The organism is Lysinibacillus sp. NPDC094177 (assembly GCF_050279145.1).
Taxonomy (GTDB): Bacteria; Bacillota; Bacilli; order Bacillales_A; family Planococcaceae; genus Lysinibacillus.
This window is the reverse complement of the sequence record NZ_JBNNTW010000008.1, coordinates 149687-168117: the sequence shown is the minus strand read 5'-3', so window position 1 is coordinate 168117 and position 18431 is coordinate 149687. Positions and strand designations below refer to the sequence as shown.

The 18431-nt window shown below is 37.3% G+C and carries 15 protein-coding genes and 1 other annotated feature; of the genes, 11 read left to right on the top strand and 4 right to left on the bottom strand.

What is annotated here, in order from left to right; genetic code table 11:
- The first annotated feature begins 106 nt into the window (after positions 1-106).
- Positions 107-1303, top strand: coding sequence for a methionine adenosyltransferase (gene metK, locus ACQKNC_RS14710; RefSeq protein WP_427425577.1), 1197 nt, complete (start codon positions 107-109; stop codon positions 1301-1303).
- Between the two features lie 164 nt (positions 1304-1467).
- Here metK and ACQKNC_RS14705 read toward each other — a convergent pair whose 3' ends face one another.
- Positions 1468-1989 carry a gamma carbonic anhydrase family protein gene (locus ACQKNC_RS14705; protein WP_427425576.1) on the bottom strand — a complete coding sequence of 174 codons (522 nt, stop codon included), beginning with the start codon at positions 1987-1989 and terminating at the stop codon, positions 1468-1470.
- Between the two features lie 136 nt (positions 1990-2125).
- Between ACQKNC_RS14705 and ACQKNC_RS14700 the strand changes: the two genes are divergently transcribed.
- Positions 2126-2932: an alpha/beta hydrolase gene (locus tag ACQKNC_RS14700; RefSeq protein ID WP_427425575.1), complete on the top strand. Its 807-nt coding sequence runs from the start codon at positions 2126-2128 to the stop codon at positions 2930-2932.
- A 126-nt stretch (positions 2933-3058) separates the two neighbouring features.
- Positions 3059-4561 carry an alanine/glycine:cation symporter family protein gene (locus tag ACQKNC_RS14695; protein ID WP_427425574.1) on the top strand — a complete coding sequence of 501 codons (1503 nt, stop codon included), beginning with the start codon at positions 3059-3061 and terminating at the stop codon, positions 4559-4561.
- A gap of 579 nt (positions 4562-5140) precedes the next feature.
- Here the strand turns inward: ACQKNC_RS14695 and ACQKNC_RS14690 are convergent.
- Together ACQKNC_RS14690 and ACQKNC_RS14685 are read right to left on the bottom strand one after the other, a co-directional pair.
- Positions 5141-5719: a class I SAM-dependent methyltransferase gene (locus ACQKNC_RS14690; RefSeq protein ID WP_427425573.1), complete on the bottom strand. Its 579-nt coding sequence runs from the start codon at positions 5717-5719 to the stop codon at positions 5141-5143.
- Positions 5716-6672 carry a TIGR01212 family radical SAM protein gene (locus ACQKNC_RS14685; protein WP_427425572.1) on the bottom strand — a complete coding sequence of 319 codons (957 nt, stop codon included), beginning with the start codon at positions 6670-6672 and terminating at the stop codon, positions 5716-5718. Before ACQKNC_RS14685 ends, ACQKNC_RS14690 begins: the two co-directional genes overlap by 4 nt.
- A gap of 324 nt (positions 6673-6996) precedes the next feature.
- Here ACQKNC_RS14685 and ACQKNC_RS14680 point away from each other — a divergent pair, with 324 nt between their 5' ends.
- From ACQKNC_RS14680 to ACQKNC_RS14645, 8 genes are all read left to right on the top strand, one after another.
- Positions 6997-8175, top strand: a complete 1179-nt coding sequence (locus ACQKNC_RS14680) for an MDR family MFS transporter (RefSeq protein ID WP_427425571.1) — start codon at positions 6997-6999, stop codon at positions 8173-8175.
- 172 nt (positions 8176-8347) lie between these two features.
- Complete coding sequence (locus ACQKNC_RS14675; RefSeq protein ID WP_427425570.1) at positions 8348-8695, top strand: ArsR/SmtB family transcription factor; 348 nt, start codon at positions 8348-8350, stop codon at positions 8693-8695.
- 65 nt (positions 8696-8760) lie between these two features.
- Entirely contained in the window at positions 8761-10506 is a 1746-nt protein-coding gene (locus ACQKNC_RS14670; RefSeq protein WP_427425569.1) for a SulP family inorganic anion transporter, read from the top strand.
- Between the two features lie 65 nt (positions 10507-10571).
- Positions 10572-10783 (top strand) — a binding site (T-box leader).
- Positions 10784-10870: 87 nt separating this feature from the next.
- Positions 10871-13288, top strand: a complete 2418-nt coding sequence (gene leuS / locus ACQKNC_RS14665) for a leucine--tRNA ligase (protein WP_427425568.1) — start codon at positions 10871-10873, stop codon at positions 13286-13288.
- Positions 13289-13391: 103 nt separating this feature from the next.
- Positions 13392-13913: a sigma-70 family RNA polymerase sigma factor gene (locus tag ACQKNC_RS14660; RefSeq protein WP_427425567.1), complete on the top strand. Its 522-nt coding sequence runs from the start codon at positions 13392-13394 to the stop codon at positions 13911-13913.
- Complete coding sequence (locus ACQKNC_RS14655; RefSeq protein ID WP_427425566.1) at positions 13900-14838, top strand: DUF4181 domain-containing protein; 939 nt, start codon at positions 13900-13902, stop codon at positions 14836-14838. Before ACQKNC_RS14660 ends, ACQKNC_RS14655 begins: the two co-directional genes overlap by 14 nt.
- A gap of 887 nt (positions 14839-15725) precedes the next feature.
- Positions 15726-16997 carry an L-lactate MFS transporter gene (locus ACQKNC_RS14650; RefSeq protein ID WP_427425565.1) on the top strand — a complete coding sequence of 424 codons (1272 nt, stop codon included), beginning with the start codon at positions 15726-15728 and terminating at the stop codon, positions 16995-16997.
- Between the two features lie 482 nt (positions 16998-17479).
- Entirely contained in the window at positions 17480-18172 is a 693-nt protein-coding gene (locus tag ACQKNC_RS14645; RefSeq protein WP_427425564.1) for an AIM24 family protein, read from the top strand.
- Here the strand turns inward: ACQKNC_RS14645 and ACQKNC_RS14640 are convergent.
- The coding region (locus ACQKNC_RS14640; RefSeq protein ID WP_427425563.1) for a hypothetical protein at positions 18169-18431 on the bottom strand (263 nt) is incomplete at its 5' end. The genes ACQKNC_RS14645 and ACQKNC_RS14640 overlap by 4 nt on opposite strands.

Here is an 18431-nt window from a genome sequence, read left to right as displayed (position 1 = left end):
TACAACGGCTTTAGAGTTCAATCCTTAGGAGCGGACTTGAACATGGGTAATGAGTACCGTATTAATTCGCAAATATTATTTGTTAAAGTAATAGGAGGAAAATCAAATGACAAACCGTCGACTATTTACATCAGAGAGTGTAACAGAAGGACATCCTGACAAAATTTGTGATCAAATCTCGGATGCCATTTTAGATGCTATTTTAGCAGAAGATCCAAACGCACGTGTAGCGTGTGAAACAACAGTAACAACAGGCTTAGCATTAGTAGCAGGAGAAATTACTACTTCTACTTATGTAGATATTAAAGGTATCGTTCGTGATACTGTAGCCGAAATCGGTTATACACGCGGAAAATACGGCTTTGATGCTGAAAACCTAGCAGTACTAGTTGCTATTGGCGAGCAATCACCTGATATTGCTCAAGGTGTTGACCAAGCATTAGAAGCGCGTGAAGGCTCTATGACAGACGCTGACATTGAAGCAATTGGTGCAGGTGACCAAGGTTTAATGTTCGGTTATGCATGTAACGAAACGCCAGAGCTTATGCCATTACCAATTAGTTTAGCACATAAATTGGCTCGTCGTTTAACGGAAGTGCGTAAATCTGGCGAACTAGCATATTTACGTCCAGATGGAAAAACGCAAGTAACGGTTGAATATGATGAAAACAATGTACCAGTACGCGTAGATACAATTGTAATTTCAACACAGCATGATGAAGAAGCTACACTTGAACAAATTCAAGCAGACTTAAAAGAATTCGTTATTTCTCCAGTTGTTCCAAGTGAATTACTAGATGCCAATACTAAATATTTCATCAACCCAACTGGCCGATTCGTAATTGGTGGTCCGAAAGGGGATGCTGGTCTAACTGGACGTAAAATCATCGTTGATACATACGGTGGGTATGCGCGTCATGGTGGAGGTGCTTTCTCTGGTAAAGACGCAACTAAGGTGGACCGTTCAGCGGCATATGCAGCACGCTATGTAGCAAAAAATATTGTAGCAGCAGGCTTAGCAGATCGAGCTGAAGTACAACTAGCTTATGCGATTGGTGTTGCTCAACCTGTATCCATTGCTGTTGATACATTTGGGACAGGAAAAGTGAAGGAAAGTGAAATTGTAAAATGGGTACGTGAGCTGTTTGATTTACGCCCAGCAGGGATTATTAAAATGCTTAACCTTCGTCGCCCTATTTATAAGCAAACTGCAGCATATGGTCACTTCGGTCGTACAGACTTAAATGTACCTTGGGAACAAACAGACAAAGCTGACGCATTAAAAGAAAAAGCAGGTTTATAAACTATCTAGCTAAAGTAATAAAGTAGCTGAAAAAATATTTTAAAATATTATTACAGAAAGGGGCTCAACATTCTAATAGCCCCTTTCACTTTTTTTATCGAAAAAAAAAAGCTCCTAATATGTATGGCTCGGTTGTCCAAGCAAACGTGGAGCTGTTGATATAGCTATTTATTTTCTGTTTGAAGAGATTTATAGTATTGCCCTTTTTCTACATATTCACGTATGATGCGTTCCATATCTTCTATATCTTCATCATTTAATTCTCTTACAACCTTTGCGGGACGACCTAATGCTAAGCTATTTGGAGGAATGACTTTGCCTGGAGGTACAAGACTACCAGCCCCAATGAATGCACCCTCTCCAATCTCCGCTCCGTCTAATACTATAGAGCCCATACCTATTAAGGCTTTTTTACGAATCGTACAGCTATGTAAAGTTACTTGATGTCCGACTGTTACTTCATCTTCAATAATAAGTGGATATTTAGGGCTTTGATGTAAGCAACAGAGGTCTTGAATACTAACTCTTTTTCCGATAATTGTTGGTGATACATCCCCTCGAATAACTGTATTAAACCAAATTGTAGTTTCAGCACCTATTGTAACGTCACCAGTAACGGTTGCATAATCGGCAATAAAAACAGATGGATCGATATTGGGTGTTTTACCTTTAAATGGATAGATCATGAGGATCGCCTCTTTTCTTTCTATGATGTAATATTATCGTATCAAATACGCAACTTGATGGAAATATAAAATTAAAATGTGCTAGATATTCCGATATAATCATTGTGTAATTATTTTTTTAGGAGGACTATGTGAAATGTGGAAATGGGAAGCTGATGGACAAGCAAAGGCTGTGGTTGCTATTCTTCATGGTGCATATGAAAATCACCGATGGTATGCATGGCTTATAGAAAAACTTAGAATGGAAGGCTTCCACATAGTCATGGGTGATTTACCTAATCATGGAGTAAATGTAGGATTTTCTCGTGTTCACGATGAAGATTTTAAAGAATACAACAAATATACAAGGCATTTAATCGAGAATGCTTTTTCGTATAATTTACCTGTCTTTTTAATAGGACATGGGCTTGGTGCGACACTATTACTACATACCATGCAAAAACGAAAATATGAATGTGCAGGGATTATCTTAACTTCACCTTGGCTTCATTTAAAACTATTACCAGGTAAACTATCAAATGCTTTAACTAGTTTAAGTGCCCTGACTGCAAATGTGAAGCTGACCCATGAAATTACATTAGAATCAATAACGCGTAGTTTAGAAGGTAGAGATGAGATGAAGGATGAGGTTCCTTTTTCGTCAGTCGTTTCAGTGAAATGGTATCGAGAACTACAGCAAATGATGCGCAATTTAGTGCTATTACCTAAGGCTGAATTCCCTAATATGCCTATGTTAGTTATGACAGCTGAAAAAGATAATATTACTGAAACTAAACAAACACGAAACTGGCTACATCAGATGGAATTTACAGAGTTTCAATTCAAAGAATGGGCAAACTGTTATCATAATTTATTCCATGAAGTAGAGCGTGATGAGATTTTTGTTTATATACGTGATTTTATTAATAATGCTCTTCGAAGAATTGGCTATATAATTGAATAGTGAATTACCTCTCTAATTAACTAGAAAATTACTAACTTATTGTTACTTGAATATAATGTTGTAATTTTCTGAAAAGTGTAATACTATAATGTCTTAAGTTACATTATTTCAAATTGGAGGGGTTAAATGGAAACAATCGTTGGGAAAATTAATGAGATTTTATGGGGACCGTGGTTTATTTATGGCATTTTGTTAATCGGACTCTTTTTTTCAATCATTACACGGTTCCTACAAGTAAGACACATTAAAGATATGTTTGTTTTAATGTTTAAAGGTGAAAAATCAGAAAAGGGGATTTCATCTTTCCAAGCGATGTCTATCGCATTATCTGGTCGAGTAGGTACAGGTAATATAGCCGGTACAGCTACAGCAATCGGGATGGGGGGACCTGGTGCTGTATTTTGGATGTGGGCAATCGCCTTTATCGGTGCGGCAACTGCTTACGTTGAGTCGACGTTGGCTCAAATTTATAAAGAAGAAAAAGATACAGAATATCGTGGTGGGCCAGCTTTTTACATAGAAAAAGGAATGGGGCAAAAGTGGTTTGCAGTTATTTTTGCTGTTGCCGCATTGGCTGCCATGTTAGTTTTGATGCCTGGTGTTCAATCGAATGCAATTGCGACAGCGGTTGAAAACGCTTTCGATGTTAAGACTTGGATTACAGGACTTATTATTGTTGTATTATTAGGCACTATTATTATCGGCGGTGTTAAATGGATTGCCAATGCTGCACAGGTCATTGTACCGTTTATGGCATTAGCATATATTCTTATGGCAATCGTCATTATTGCAATGAATATTAAAGAAGTACCAGCTGTATTTTCATTAATTTTTTCTAGCGCATTTGGTGCACAAGAAATCTTTGGTGGTATTATTGGCTCCGCTATTGCATGGGGGGTTAAACGCGGTATTTATTCAAATGAAGCAGGTCAAGGGACAGGTGCGCATCCGGCAGCGGCTGCAGAAGTATCACACCCTGCTAAACAAGGTATCGTTCAAGCAGCTTCTGTGTATATTGATACTCTATTAATCTGTTCAGCTACAGCATTTATGATTTTATTTACGGGTATGTATAATGTGCACGATGAAAAAGCGGGCGCTGATTCATATGTTTATGTTGGCGATTTCAATAAAGGCGGATTAACTGGAGAAGAACAAATCACATTTGCGAAAAGTATTAAAGAAGGTGCAGCCTTCACACAATATGCAGTCGATTCTTCACTACCAGGTTTTGGTGGACCATTCGTAGCGATTGCCTTATTCTTCTTTGCTTTTACAACGATTATGGCATACTACTACATTGCCGAAACAAATGTGGCTTATTTATTCACGGGAACTACAGAAAAAGTCGTCATATGGCTGGCGAAATTTGCAATTTTAATTGCTTCGTTTTACGGTACTATCCGCACATCCGACCTTGCTTGGGCAATGGGGGATGTTGGACTTGGCTTAATGGTTTGGATTAACGTTATAGCAATTTTAATTATTATGAAGCCTGCTATAGTCGCATTAAAGGATTATGAGAAACAGAAAAAAGAAGGAAAAGATCCTGTTTTTGATCCTCGTAAACTAGGAATTAAAGGTGCAGATTTCTGGGTAGACTATAATGAGAAACGTAAAAATAAATAGACGCTAGAGAGAAAGCTATCTAATAGAGTTAAACATTCTATTAGATAGTTTTTTGTTTGCTATAAAAAAGGCTTAACACCAAAAGTTGTAGATGAAATTTGTTAAAACGTATGCCATACATATAAGTTGATTGTAGTTGAGGCTGGGAGACTCCTTGGGATCACAGATGAGACCCTGGAGCGAGCTACGCGAGTGAACAGGAAGGGGAACGAAGGCTAAAAGCATCACGTTCTGAGATAACGCCTAAGTGACCAACATTCTGCTGCTTCGCTTTCGCGTAAAAAATATATGTTGCCCCGACGCCCCCAGGAAGCTTTGCTCTGCGCGAAAGCGAAGCGTCAGTTTGTTACGAATTGGTGGAATACTATTGATTGGGATAAAGTCAATCAGCGTTATGTAGATGCAAGGAAACAACAAACACTTTTAAACTCTAACTAAGCTAAAAGGTAATTTGACATGAAAGTAAAATTAAGTACTCCTCCCTCCCCCCCGCGCCATCGGGGGATATTTTTTAAAAAATTAAAAGGCATGATTCTAATGCGTTATCGGAATCATGCCTTAAATATTAAAACTAGCTAATTAACTTAACGAGTAATCTTTCACTTTTTCCAAAGCAATCACAAAGGGTGGATCATTTTGTTGATTTAGAAACTCGTATTTTAATACATGTACATATTTTTGGGGAAGTTGACTAACATATTCTATGACAGCATCTCGTTCTTCCTTACCACCCGGATGACCATGATAAATGACAAGGACAATAAGACCACCGTTTTTGAGCAGTTGTAGTAAATCTTCAATTGCTTGTATTGTCGTATTTGGCTGTGTAATGATGTCGTGATTACTTCCAGGCAAATAACCAAGATTAAAAATTGCAGCAGCTACTGGCTTGTGTACATAGTTGACTACTTCTTCGTGCCCTCTATGTAAGACAAGTGCACGATGCTCTAAGCCATTATCTAAAAGGCGATGGAGAGTTGCATCAACAGCGTTCTTTTGAACATCAAAGGCGTATACTTGGCCTTCATCGCCGACAAGCTGTGCTAAAAACAATGTATCGTAGCCGTTTCCTGCTGTGGCATCCACTACAGTATCGCCTTCTTTAACTGTTTCTTTTATTAGCTGTTGAGCATATTGTAAAACGCGCTGTAACTTCATTTGGCAACCTCAGCTTGATAAAATTTCCCTTGCCAGCTTCCACGGCGTTCAAGCTCAGCATCAATGCCATTTAATACTTCCCATTTATTAACACTCCACATCGGGCCAATCATTAAATCAATTGGTCCATCGCCTGTGATACGATGAATAACCATATCTGGTGGTAGAATTTCAAGCTGATCTGCTACTAGCTTTGTATAAACGTCCTGATCTAAAAATTCTAACATTCCTTTTTCATATTGCTTAACCATTGGTGTACCTTTTAAAAGATGCAATAAATGAATTTTAATGCCTTGTACATCAAGTTTTGCGACTTCGCGAGCAGTTTCCATCATCATGTCATAGTCTTCAAGAGGAAGACCATTAATAATGTGTGAGCATACACGAATACCATGCTTTCGTAGCTTTTCAACACCTTCCACATATGTTGCATAATCATGGGCACGGTTTATAAGATTCGCTGTTTTTTCATGTACAGTTTGAAGTCCGAGCTCAATCCATAAATAGGTGCGCTCGTTTAGTTCAGCTAAATATTCGACTACATCATCTGGTAGACAGTCTGGGCGCGTAGCGATAGATAATCCGACAACACCTTCTTGGGCTAAGGCAGCTTCAAATTTTTCTTTTAATACAGGTAGTGGTGCATGTGTATTTGTATACGCTTGGAAGTAGGCCATGTATTTGCCATCCTTCCATTTTTGATGCATTTTGTCACGTATTTCAGCAAATTGCACCTCAATAGGATCAACTTTGTTGCCCGCAAAATCACCTGAACCTGCTGCACTACAAAACGTACAACCTCCAAAGGCAACGGTACCATCCCGATTTGGGCAGTCAAAGCCTGCATCTAATGCTACTTTAAAAACTTTATGACCAAATTGCTCACGTAAATAGCGATTCCATGTATAATATCTTTTTCCATCTGAAGGAAAAGGAAAGTTTGTTTCTGTCATTTATTTCACTCCTCTAACACTATATTTTATCATGTGTCAATGGTTCCGTCATGAGGTAAGAACTTAATATTTAGGACTAGACTACTTAATAATGGGAGAGCTAAGCGAAAAGTAAGACGACTGGAGCGAACGGATGGAAGTAGCCGAGCGAAAAGGACAATGACCTGAGCAAATCAAAGAGTGCTTTTCGTAACCAACACTAAAAGTATCTTCATTAAAGCGTTCTAAAGTCTATGTAAAAAGAGTAAATTTATTTTTCTTGTACTTTTGTATTTTTCAACATAAACTATTTATTTAGAGTAGCGAAATAATGGAGGTCATTCTATGCCAAAAAGTGTTTGGTTTTTAATAATAGGAATGTTTGTGAACACGACGGGCAACTCATTTTTATGGCCATTAAACGCCATTTATTTGCACGATTATTTAGGGAAGTCACTTGCGATGGCTGGCTTTGTGTTGATGTTGAATTCTGCTGCCGGCGTAATAGGGAATCTCTTGGGTGGTTATTTATTTGATAGAATAGGTGGCTATAAATCAACAATGTTTGGCATTCTTTTGACGATTGCCTCATTAATAGCCCTAACGATTTGGCATGGCTGGCCACATTATGTGTGGATATTAACGATACTTGGCTTTAGTGGAGGTATCGTATTCCCGGGGATGTTTGCTTTAGCTGGAACTGCGTGGCCAGAGGGTGGAAGAAAGGCCTTTAACGCTATTTATTTAGCTCAAAATCTAGGAGTGGCAATTGGACCTGCACTTGCCGGGGTTGTTGCTGATTACCAATTTGACTACGTCTTTAAAGTCAACTTAGCCATGTATATTTTGTTCTTTTTTATAGCTTTATTTACTTTTAAACAATTAGAAGAGGGTAGCATTGCTCCGAAGAATGTCGTGAGTGAAAGTAAGCGAATTATTAATAAAGCACCGTTTTATGCATTATTAATTATAAGTTCATCCTCTGTGCTATGCTGGTTAGCGTATTCACAATGGAGTGCGACTATTTCTTCCTATACGCAAGATTTAGGATTAGGATTGAAACAGTACAGCTTACTATGGACTATTAATGGCCTTCTCATCGTTTTAGGGCAACCGCTAATTGCGCCGCTAGTGAAACGTTGGGAAAATAAATTGAAGCGTCAATTAGTATTTGGTGTTACCCTTATCGCAATATCCTTTGGAATCATTGCATTTGCAAGTGATTTTAGAATGTTTGGGGCAGCGATGGTCGTGCTAACTTTTGGTGAAATGTTTTATACGCCTGCTTTACCCACCATCGCCAATCAGCTTGCACCAAAAGGGCGTCAGGGCTTTTATCAAGGAATTATTAATAGTGCAGCAACAACAGGTCGTATGATTGGCCCATTATTTGGTGGTGTTATGGTCGATCAGTTTGGTATGATTGCGCTCGTATTAATTCTGGTAATTATTGTATTGTTTGCGATTATTCCATGCCTTCTCTATGATTATCCTTTGCGAAAGAATAAAACCGTGATAGATTAATAGTTAAATTTAACAAAAATACTTTCAGAACGAGCAAAAAACGTGTGAAAAACACGTTTTTTGTTCGTTTTTTAATATTTGATATTGAAAGTAAGCATATATTAGCGTACAATCATTTATACATATTCAAATATTTGAATATATAAAAATGAAGTTCCGTGGGGGGATTTATGTGGAAGAGAGCTTGCAGCAATTTAAGGCAGACTTTTTTAAAGCTTTAGCACATCCATTACGAATTAGAATATTAGAATTACTAGTAGATGGTAAAAAGAATGTCAACGAAATTCAAAGTTGCTTAGAAAAAGAAGGCTCAGCTGTTTCCCAGCAATTAAGTGTATTACGGAGCAAAAATATTGTGTATGGGATGAAAGAGGGGAAAAAAGTTTACTATTCTTTGAGTGATCCGATGATTGGAGAATTACTTGGTGTCGCAAAAGATATTTTCAACAATCACTTAATAAATACAATTTCAAGATTAGAAGAAATGACTATTAACGAAAATAATGAAGAGGATATGTAAATTTTGTAAACCGAGATTTTATGAAATGTTTACCTTGCTTATTATTTTGAAGGGAAGATTTATAGATGAAGTCACTGTTTACAGGACGATATGAAGGATATTCTGTTCATCATTTGAAGAAAGATTTAATTTCAGGGATTATTGTCGGGATTGTGGCAATACCGCTGGCAATGTCCTTTGCCATTGCGTCAGGTGTTAAGCCTGAGTATGGAATATATACAGCTGTTATTGCTGGGATACTTATTTCACTTTTGGGTGGTTCGAAGTATCAAATCGGGGGACCTACGGGGGCGTTTGTGCCGATTTTGTTAGGAATAGTCATTTCGTATGGCTATGAAAACTTACTGGTCGCAGGATTAATGGCCGGGATTATTTTGTGCTTAATGGGTATCTTTAAACTTGGCTCATTAATTAAATTTATTCCTCGTCCCGTAACGATAGGATTTACAGCAGGAATTGCGGTTAGTATTTTTACAGGTCAGATTGCCAATTTCTTAGGTTTGACTAATATTAAGAGACATGAGTATTTTATTGACAATGTAAAAGAAATTGTTTTGCATATTGGTACGATAAACCTTTATAGTGTTTTAACGGCAATCATTAGTCTTATTATTATTTTAATAACACCTAAAGTTTTACCCAAAGTTCCAGGGGCGTTAGCAGGCATTGTTGTTTCTACATTAGTTGCAACGTTCTTTTTTTCTGGACAAGTTGCCACAATCGCAACGGCCTATGGTCAAATTCCGAATACATTACCGAATTTTGCAATTCCGGATATAACATTTGAGCGAATTCAGCTACTTATTGGGCCGGCGTTTGTAATTGCCATGCTTGGTGGAATTGAATCACTTCTATCTGCAGTAGTAGCGGATGGAATGACAAATACAAAACATAATAGTAATCGAGAACTTGTTGGCCAAGGAATTGCTAATATTATCACTCCTTTCTTTGGTGGGATTCCTGCAACGGGTGCTATTGCCCGTACTGCGACAAATATAAAAACAGGAGCAGCATCACCAATATCAGGTGTTATTCACGGTGTATTTGTATTAGTAACGTTATTATTATTAGCTCCCTTTGCTTCACATATCCCATTAGCAAGTATGGCTCCAGTTTTAATGGTTGTGGCATGGAATATGAGTGAACAAAAGCATTTTGCACATATTGTTAAATTAAAATCAGGAGATTCTCTCGTATTAATCATTACGTTTCTTCTTACTGTTTTTACAAGTTTAACATTAGCTGTAGAGGTTGGGCTCGTGTTAGCAGTCGTATTATTTGCGAAGCGTATGAGCGAAAAGCTTGTAGTAACAAAGGTATTACCAGACCATTCGTTAAAGAGTGGAAAAGTGCAATCACATGTTGTCCATCAGAAGCATGACTGTCCACAAATTAGTATTTATACAATTGAGGGTCCACTTTTCTTTGGTGCAGCTCAAACTTTTGAGCAGGCAATTGTAGGTTCCATTCATCATCAACCAAAAGTTTTGATATTACGCATGAGTAAAGTGCCTTTTATGGATTCAACAGGTGAGGCGTATTTTAGAAATATCATTCAAAATTTCAAAACGCAGGGTGGTACCATTTTAGTTACAGGTGTGCAAGATGAATTGAAAATAGCACTACAAAACAATGGCTTATATACTGCAATTGGTGAAGAGAATTTCTATCAGCATACAGGAGAGGCGATTAATAAAGCTCTCAGCTATTTAGATACAAATAAATGCATTGGATGTAAGCATTTTGCTTTTCGTGAATGTCAGCAGTTATCCCCCCTACCAAAGGAAAAAAGGGATTTTATTATTCAGTGATGGGTTAGTATGTTAACAAAGGCTTGTGCTTTTCAGTACTTTCCATTAGAATAAATGCAATACATGTAAAGACAGTGATGAGGAATAGTAGATTTGTGGTTCTTTTTAGAGAGCTAGCGGTTGGTGGGAGCTAGTAGGAAAGCAAATTGAACTCGCCTTCTGAGTCTGCCCGCGTGAAATAGCGCGTGCCGTTCCTTCCGCGTTAAGGAAGCTAGAGCCGAGTGTGATCACTAATTTGGGTGGTACCGCGGGAGATACGAATTCTCTCGTCCCTTTCTGACAAAGAAAGGGGCGAGTTTTTTTATTTTTTAAATATTTTGTCAATTCTAGTGAAAAGCATGACACATTAAAAGGAGGAAAACTAATGAGTTTTAATCATCAACAAATCGAAAAAAAGTGGCAGCAATATTGGGCTGATAATAAAACTTTCAAAACTGAAAATGAAACAGAAAAACCGAAATTTTATGCGTTAGATATGTTCCCATACCCATCTGGTGCAGGTCTTCATGTAGGGCATCCAGAGGGATACACAGCAACAGACATTCTTTCACGCTTTAAACGTATGCAAGGCTATAACGTTCTACATCCTATGGGCTGGGATGCTTTCGGTTTACCAGCAGAACAATATGCACTTGATACAGGAAATGACCCAGCAGAATTTACAGCGAAAAATATTGCGACATTCAAGCGTCAAATCCAAGAGCTAGGCTTTAGCTATGATTGGGATCGTGAAATTAACACAACAGATCCAGAATATTATAAATGGACACAATGGATCTTTATCCAACTTTATAAAAAAGGCTTAGCCTATGTAGATGAAGTAGCTGTAAACTGGTGTCCAGCACTTGGAACAGTACTTGCAAACGAAGAAGTTATTGATGGAAAGTCAGAGCGTGGTGGTCATCCTGTAGAACGTCGTCCAATGAAACAATGGATGCTTAAAATTACAGCCTATGCTGACCGTTTAATCGATGACTTAGAGGAAGTTGATTGGCCAGAGTCTATTAAGGATATGCAACGTAACTGGATTGGTCGTTCGGAAGGTGCAGAAGTAACATTTAACATTGATGGCACAGATGAAAACTTCACAGTGTTTACAACTCGTCCTGATACATTATTTGGTGCTACATACTGTGTTATTGCACCTGAGCATAAATTAGTAGAGCAAATTACAACTGCTGAACAACGTCAAGCGGTAGAAGCTTATTTAGATAAAGTAAAATTGAAATCTGATTTAGAGCGTACAGATTTAGCGAAAGAAAAAACAGGCGTATACACAGGTGCCTATGCAGTCAATCCGATTAACGGTAAAAAAATGCCGATTTGGATTGCGGACTACGTATTAATATCATACGGTACTGGTGCAATCATGGCAGTTCCAGCACATGATGAGCGCGACTATGAATTCGCAACAGAATTTGGTTTAGAAATTATTCCTGTACTTGAAGGTGGAGACATTAGTAAAGAAGCATTCACAGGGGATGGTAAGCACATTAACTCTGACTTCCTTGATGGCTTAAACAAAGAGGACGGTATTGCTAAGGCAATTGAATGGCTTGAGGAAAAAGGCGTAGGGGAGAAGAAAATCTCTTACCGTCTTCGCGACTGGTTATTCTCTCGTCAACGTTACTGGGGTGAGCCTATCCCTATGATTCATTGGGAAGATGGTACAACGACGCCAGTGCCGGAATCAGAATTACCATTAATGCTACCTAAAACAGATAATATTCGTCCTTCAGGTACTGGTGAATCTCCACTAGCGAATATTTCTGAATGGGTAAATGTTGTTGACCCTGAAACAGGCAAAAAAGGTCGTCGCGAAACGAACACGATGCCACAGTGGGCAGGTTCTAGCTGGTACTTCATACGTTATATTGACCCAACAAATAAAGAAGCAATTGCGGACCCTGAGTTACTAAAACGCTGGTTACCAGTTGATATTTATATCGGTGGGGCAGAACATGCAGTATTACACTTACTATACGCTCGCTTCTGGCACAAAGTATTATACGATCTAGGTGTTGTACACACGAAAGAGCCATTCCACAAATTATTTAACCAAGGGATGATTCTTGGTGAAGGTAATGAAAAAATGTCTAAATCAAAAGGCAATGTCGTTAACCCTGATGAAATCATTTCTTCACATGGTGCTGATACTTTACGTCTATATGAAATGTTTATGGGGCCACTTGAAGCATCCGTTGCATGGTCAACAAATGGTTTGGACGGGGCACGTCGCTTCTTAGATCGTATTTGGCGTTTATTTGTCAATGAGGAAGACGGTACAATTGCTGCTAAAATTCAAGCGTCTGATGACAAAACTCTTGAAAAGTCATATCATCAAACTGTGAAAAAAGTGACAGAGGATTACGAAGGAATTCGCTTCAATACAGCTATTTCACAAATGATGGTGTTCATCAATGATTGCTACAAAGCAGATGTTATTCCAACAGCATACGCTGAAGGTTTTGTGAAGATGTTAGCTCCAATGGTTCCACACGTTGCAGAAGAGTTATGGCAGATTTTAGGTCATAACGAAACACTTGCATATAAGGAATGGCCAACATATGACGAGTCTAAGCTTGTTGATGATGAAGTGGAAATCGCAGTTCAGGTTGCCGGCAAAGTACGTGCAAAAATCATCGTAGCAAAAGATGCTTCAAAAGAAGAAATCGAAAAAGTAGCACTTGCAGATGACAAAGTACAAGAGTATATGGCAGGCAAAAATTTAGTAAAAATAATTGTCATTCCAGGCAAGCTTGTTAATATTGTAGTTAAATAATAATGTAAAAAGTGTCCAATATTTGGGCACTTTTTTCTTTTCTACTGAAACCAACTGAGATTTCGATACGACTATAGTGTGAATGGGAATAGGAGGTGTTTGTTTGAGTGAGCATTTAGCGAATATTATGGATGAGCATGGTGAGTATTGTCTTCGAGTTGCTTATCTATATGTTAAAGACTGGGCAATTGCAGAAGAAATCGTTCAAGATGTGTTTTTTGCCTATTATCGGAAGCAGGAGCGCTTTGAACAAAGATCCTCACTAAAAACATATTTAGTAAAAATAACAGTACATAAAAGTCATGACTATTTACGAAGCTGGAAAAATAAGCGTCATATTTTATTTGAAAAGCTGCACATCGGAGTCAGCAAGCGAACGCCTGAAACAAATTTACTTGAAAAGGATGAGCGAAGAATTTTGACAGCAGCTTTGTTTGAGCTTCCGATCATCTATAGAGAGGTTATAATCCTTTATTATTATCAAGAATTAAAGGTTCGAGAGATAGCAGAGGTTCTTGCATGTACAGAAAATACAGTGAAAACAAGGCTGCGTAGAGCTAGACAAATATTGCAGGAAAAACTGGACAAAAGTCATTGGGAGGTGCTAGTAGATGACATCTTTTAAGGATAAACTGGATAAAGAGCTTGGAGAAGCCCCACGTTTTTCGCACCAATTGCAGGAGAGTATTTTGCAAAATGTATATCAGCAAAATAAACAACCTCGTAGATGGCAATATCCTGCGATTATCATTGGAGCAGTCGTGACGTTACTCTGTTTGATATTAATTGGTCCATGGAGTCAAGTAGATACAGCTAAGCATGCTACGATTGTTGAACTAGCCCAACATGAAGATATTAAACAATTTACTAGTTCGCATAGTTGGGAGGAAGATTCCTTTAAGGCTGGAAGAACTGGCTGGATCTTAGGACAACAAGCTTATAAAAAAGATTCCGAAACAACGCTCATAGCCAATGTGCTACAGAAAGCAGTTATATCGCAGAAGGATACTAATTATTTTGCATTTCGTGATGTATGGGTGGAGTTTGACAATGGGCAGGCTGTGCAACTGAAAATGTTCTTAAACGATGAGCAGCTAGCTTTTAGCGATCGACATACAAATATCTTTTACAAAGTGAAAGATGAAGATACTGCCTCAGCATTTATTGCCCTTATGCGAAAAGATGATAAAGATATTAGTTTTGGTGAGATGTTTACTTTTTTAATAATTGCTCTCTTTCTAGTGTGGCTTATTGAAAAAGCTATTCGAAAAATGTTTAGCATTCCAAAGGAGCCAAAATATATCAATACAGGTCATCAACTTACAACGTATATTGCTAAGTTTATAAATGCAGTGGTTATAATTTTATTTAATATAAATGGCTGGTTTGTATATACAGCAGCAATATGCGGATTTTTAGCTGTCGCCATGGTAAGTTCTATTATGATTGAATATTATTATGGGCGTGAAGAAAAAAGACATTACGTAACGATTATTTCATCGATCGTACTAGGACCTACAATAATTATATTTCTCTTTTATTCTCTATAAAAAGAGATGCTCGAATTATTCCAGAGCATCTCTTTTTGATATATTACTAGATTAATTATGAACGCCATTTCGAAATATTTGATTTAAAAAAATAAATACTTTATATAGGAAGAGAATTGTCATTATGACAATCGCCCAAAATTGAAGGTTAGTTTACTGTAATACAGCATTAGTTAAAAAGAACTGTTTTTATTTGTGTGCTATAGCAAATGTATTTATGAAAACTGATAGGTTTAGTAGTTTTTAAATTTAAAAAGCATGACTGGTCATAGTTAAAAAGAATCTGCAGGATTCTTTTTAAAAGAAAAAATATATATTTGAATAATAAAAATGAATAGGTAATGATTATTCATTTTGCTATATGCAGAATGTATATTGGATTTATTTAATTGAAAATCCATTAAAAGTTAAAAATATCATATAATATTTTTTTTGATTTTCTTTTTATACGAAAGAAATTTGTTTATTTAAGTTTTAAAATTCTCTTTTGTTCTAGATATTTCTACGTAATGAATATTTGTTTATGATCTTTTAATGGAGTGTGGAGAAATTATGAGGGGTAGAAAAAGTGAAAAATACATAGGTTACATGTGAAAATATGCACAAAATTAATTATATCAAAATAATTTAAAGGTAGTTGGATAATAGAGTAGAAAAATAATATTAGCTAAAAAATGTAATAATTTTCGTTTAATAAACACCTATTTACTTAGAGGCTGTAGGGTTTTTGTTATCATATTACTAGGGTAAAAAATAAAATACTTTTTGGAGAAATAATATTTTTTAAAAAAACATCTTGCATTTGAATAATTCTAAGTGGTAAATTGTTTTACATGGACGTTCATAAAACTTTCACAGGTAGCAAAAGAGGGGAGAAGAGAGAATTTATGAATAAAAATAGATGGTTAATTGCATTATCCGCAATCGCTATTCATCTTTCGATCGGTGGAGCTTATGCATACAGTGTATACAAGCTACCGATTGTCACAGAAATGGGATGGAGCGAAACAAACGTAACGGTTGCCTTTACAATAATGATGGGGCTTGCTGGTTCTTCCGCAGCGTTATTTGGTAGCTTAGTAGAGAAAATGGGTCCACGTAAATCTGCGATGATAGCAGCTGTTCTATTTGGAGCAGGACAAGCTGGTGCTGGTTTGGCGATATCAATGGATTCCGTAACAATGTACTGGTTAACATATGGTTTACTAAGTGGATTGGGTATGGGTATTGGTTATATTTCACCTGTATCGACACTAGTAAAATGGTTCCCAGACCGTCGAGGTTTAGCAACAGGTATGGCTGTACTTGGATTTGGATCAGGGGCACTAATTACAGCGCCTGTCGCAGCTAACTTAATGGAGGCTGTGGGTATTTCTACAACTTACTTTATTTTAGGGGCAAGTTATTTCACGTTAATGATTTTAGGGGCTTTATATATAGTACCGCCTGCACCTGATTATATGCCAGCGAATATGAAGGCTGCTGCAAACAATGGTAAAGAAGTAGTGAAAAAAGATTTAGCTGTCATGTCAGCGCGTGAAGCTGTGAAAACTAAGCATTTCTGGATGCTTTGGTCGATGCATTTAGTAAACGTAACAGCAGGTATTATGATGATTTCTGTTGCATCTCCAATGGCTCAGGAAATTGTAGGATTATCAGTTGCGGGAGCTGCAGCAATGGTAGGAGTAATGGGATTATTTAATGGTGGTGGTCGTTTAGTATGGGCTGCTGTGTCTGACTATATTGGTCGTTCGAACGTCTTTGTAATTTTCTTTATCGCACAGCTAGTTACATTTATTGTCTTACCATATACAACAAACGTAATTATTTTCCAAGCACTTATTTTCTTAGTTGTTAGTTGCTATGGTGGAGGCTTCTCGAATTTACCTGCATTTGCAAGTGATTTATTTGGTACGAAGCAACTTGGTGTTATTCATGGTTATTTATTAACGACATGGTCATTAGGTGGCGTTTTTGGCCCACTTTTAGTAAGCGCAATTAAAAATGCTTATGGAAGCTATATTCCAGTATTCTATGTGTTTACAGGGTTAATTGCAGCTTCATTAATTATTTCATTAACTTTACGTGCAGATGTACGTAAACGCACAGCATTAAAAGAAGCTTCTCAAAAGGTTGGAGACGTCTCCGCTTCACAATAAATAATACTTTCAATTCGCACTTGAAGGTATTGGCCATATAAGTGTCATTTCGCACATGACGCTTGTATGGTCTTTTTTTGTAGCTGTTGTTATATAACACTTGATTAATCTCTGTTTAATGTATAACAGTCGATGTCTGATGTCAATATCATTCCGGGAAATAAAGTGATTTCGCTACCAAAAGAGAAATTTTGTAACGGAATGCAAATGCATGGTTCAATAATCAACTTTCAATGGTTACCTAAAACTAGGGATTTTTTTCACCCTCTTTTATCTTCATTCAGCATAAAATTATAACAGTACTGCCTTGTGCATTTATTTATTGCAAGTTGGAAGTGTATTTGTCAGAAAAATAGCAACCGCTAATGATCTATTGAGTAAGTCTAGTTAGAGTGCTAAATTCAAGTAGAATTATACCTTTTGTTGATTGAATCTTTTTAAAAGTAAATGCGTATATAAAGTAAATAAGGAGGCAGATTGATATGGGGAAATTTTCTTTAAATGAGTTTATTAATAAAACACAGCAGGACGACAACGAAAATGAATATTTCGAGTTAGAAACTGAGCGTGTATTAGAGGTCAACCTAAATGGCGAGGTTTGGTCGAAAATGGGCGCGATGATTTCTTACATAGGAGATATAAAATTTGAGCGTGAGCGTGTGCTGGAGCATGGCCTAGGTAAAATGTTTAAAAAAGCATTAACAGGCGAAGGTACACAACTTATGAGAGCGAAAGGTAAGGGGCGACTTTATTTAGCCGATCAAGGGAAAAAAATAACGGTTTTCGATTTAAAGGATGAAAGTATTTGTGTAAACGGCAATGATTTACTCGCCTTTGAGCCAAGTATAGATTGGGATATTCATTTAATGCGTAAAATGGCAGGAGTCATGTCAGGTGGGCTGTTTAATGTAACCTTACAAGGAAGAGGGAAGGTAGCCATTACAACTCATTTCGAACCGTTAACATTGTTAGTGAAGCCTGGTGAAACGATCTATACTGATCCACATGCCACAGTAGCATGGTCAGGTAATTTGGCTCCAGAGTTTAAAACAGATATTAGCTTCCGAACATTTATCGGTCGTGGTAGTGGTGAATCTATTCAGATGGCTTTTTCAGGCGAAGGTTTTGTCATCATTCAACCATATGAAGAAGTATATATGTCTAAAGATAGCTAAAAAAGCGTGTCCTGTATTTTTAGGACACGCTTTTCGCTGTTTATATGATAGAAAGTAGCTCGAATCGCTGATAAATTGAAAGGAATCGCTGATAACTCCCAGAAAATCGCTGATAAAAACCTGGAATCGCTGATAACTCCCAGAAAATCGCCGATAAAAACCTGGAATCGCTGATAACTCCCAGAAAATCGCTGATAAAAACCTGGAATCGCTGATAACTCCCAGAAAATCGCCGATAAAAACCTGGAATCGCTGATAC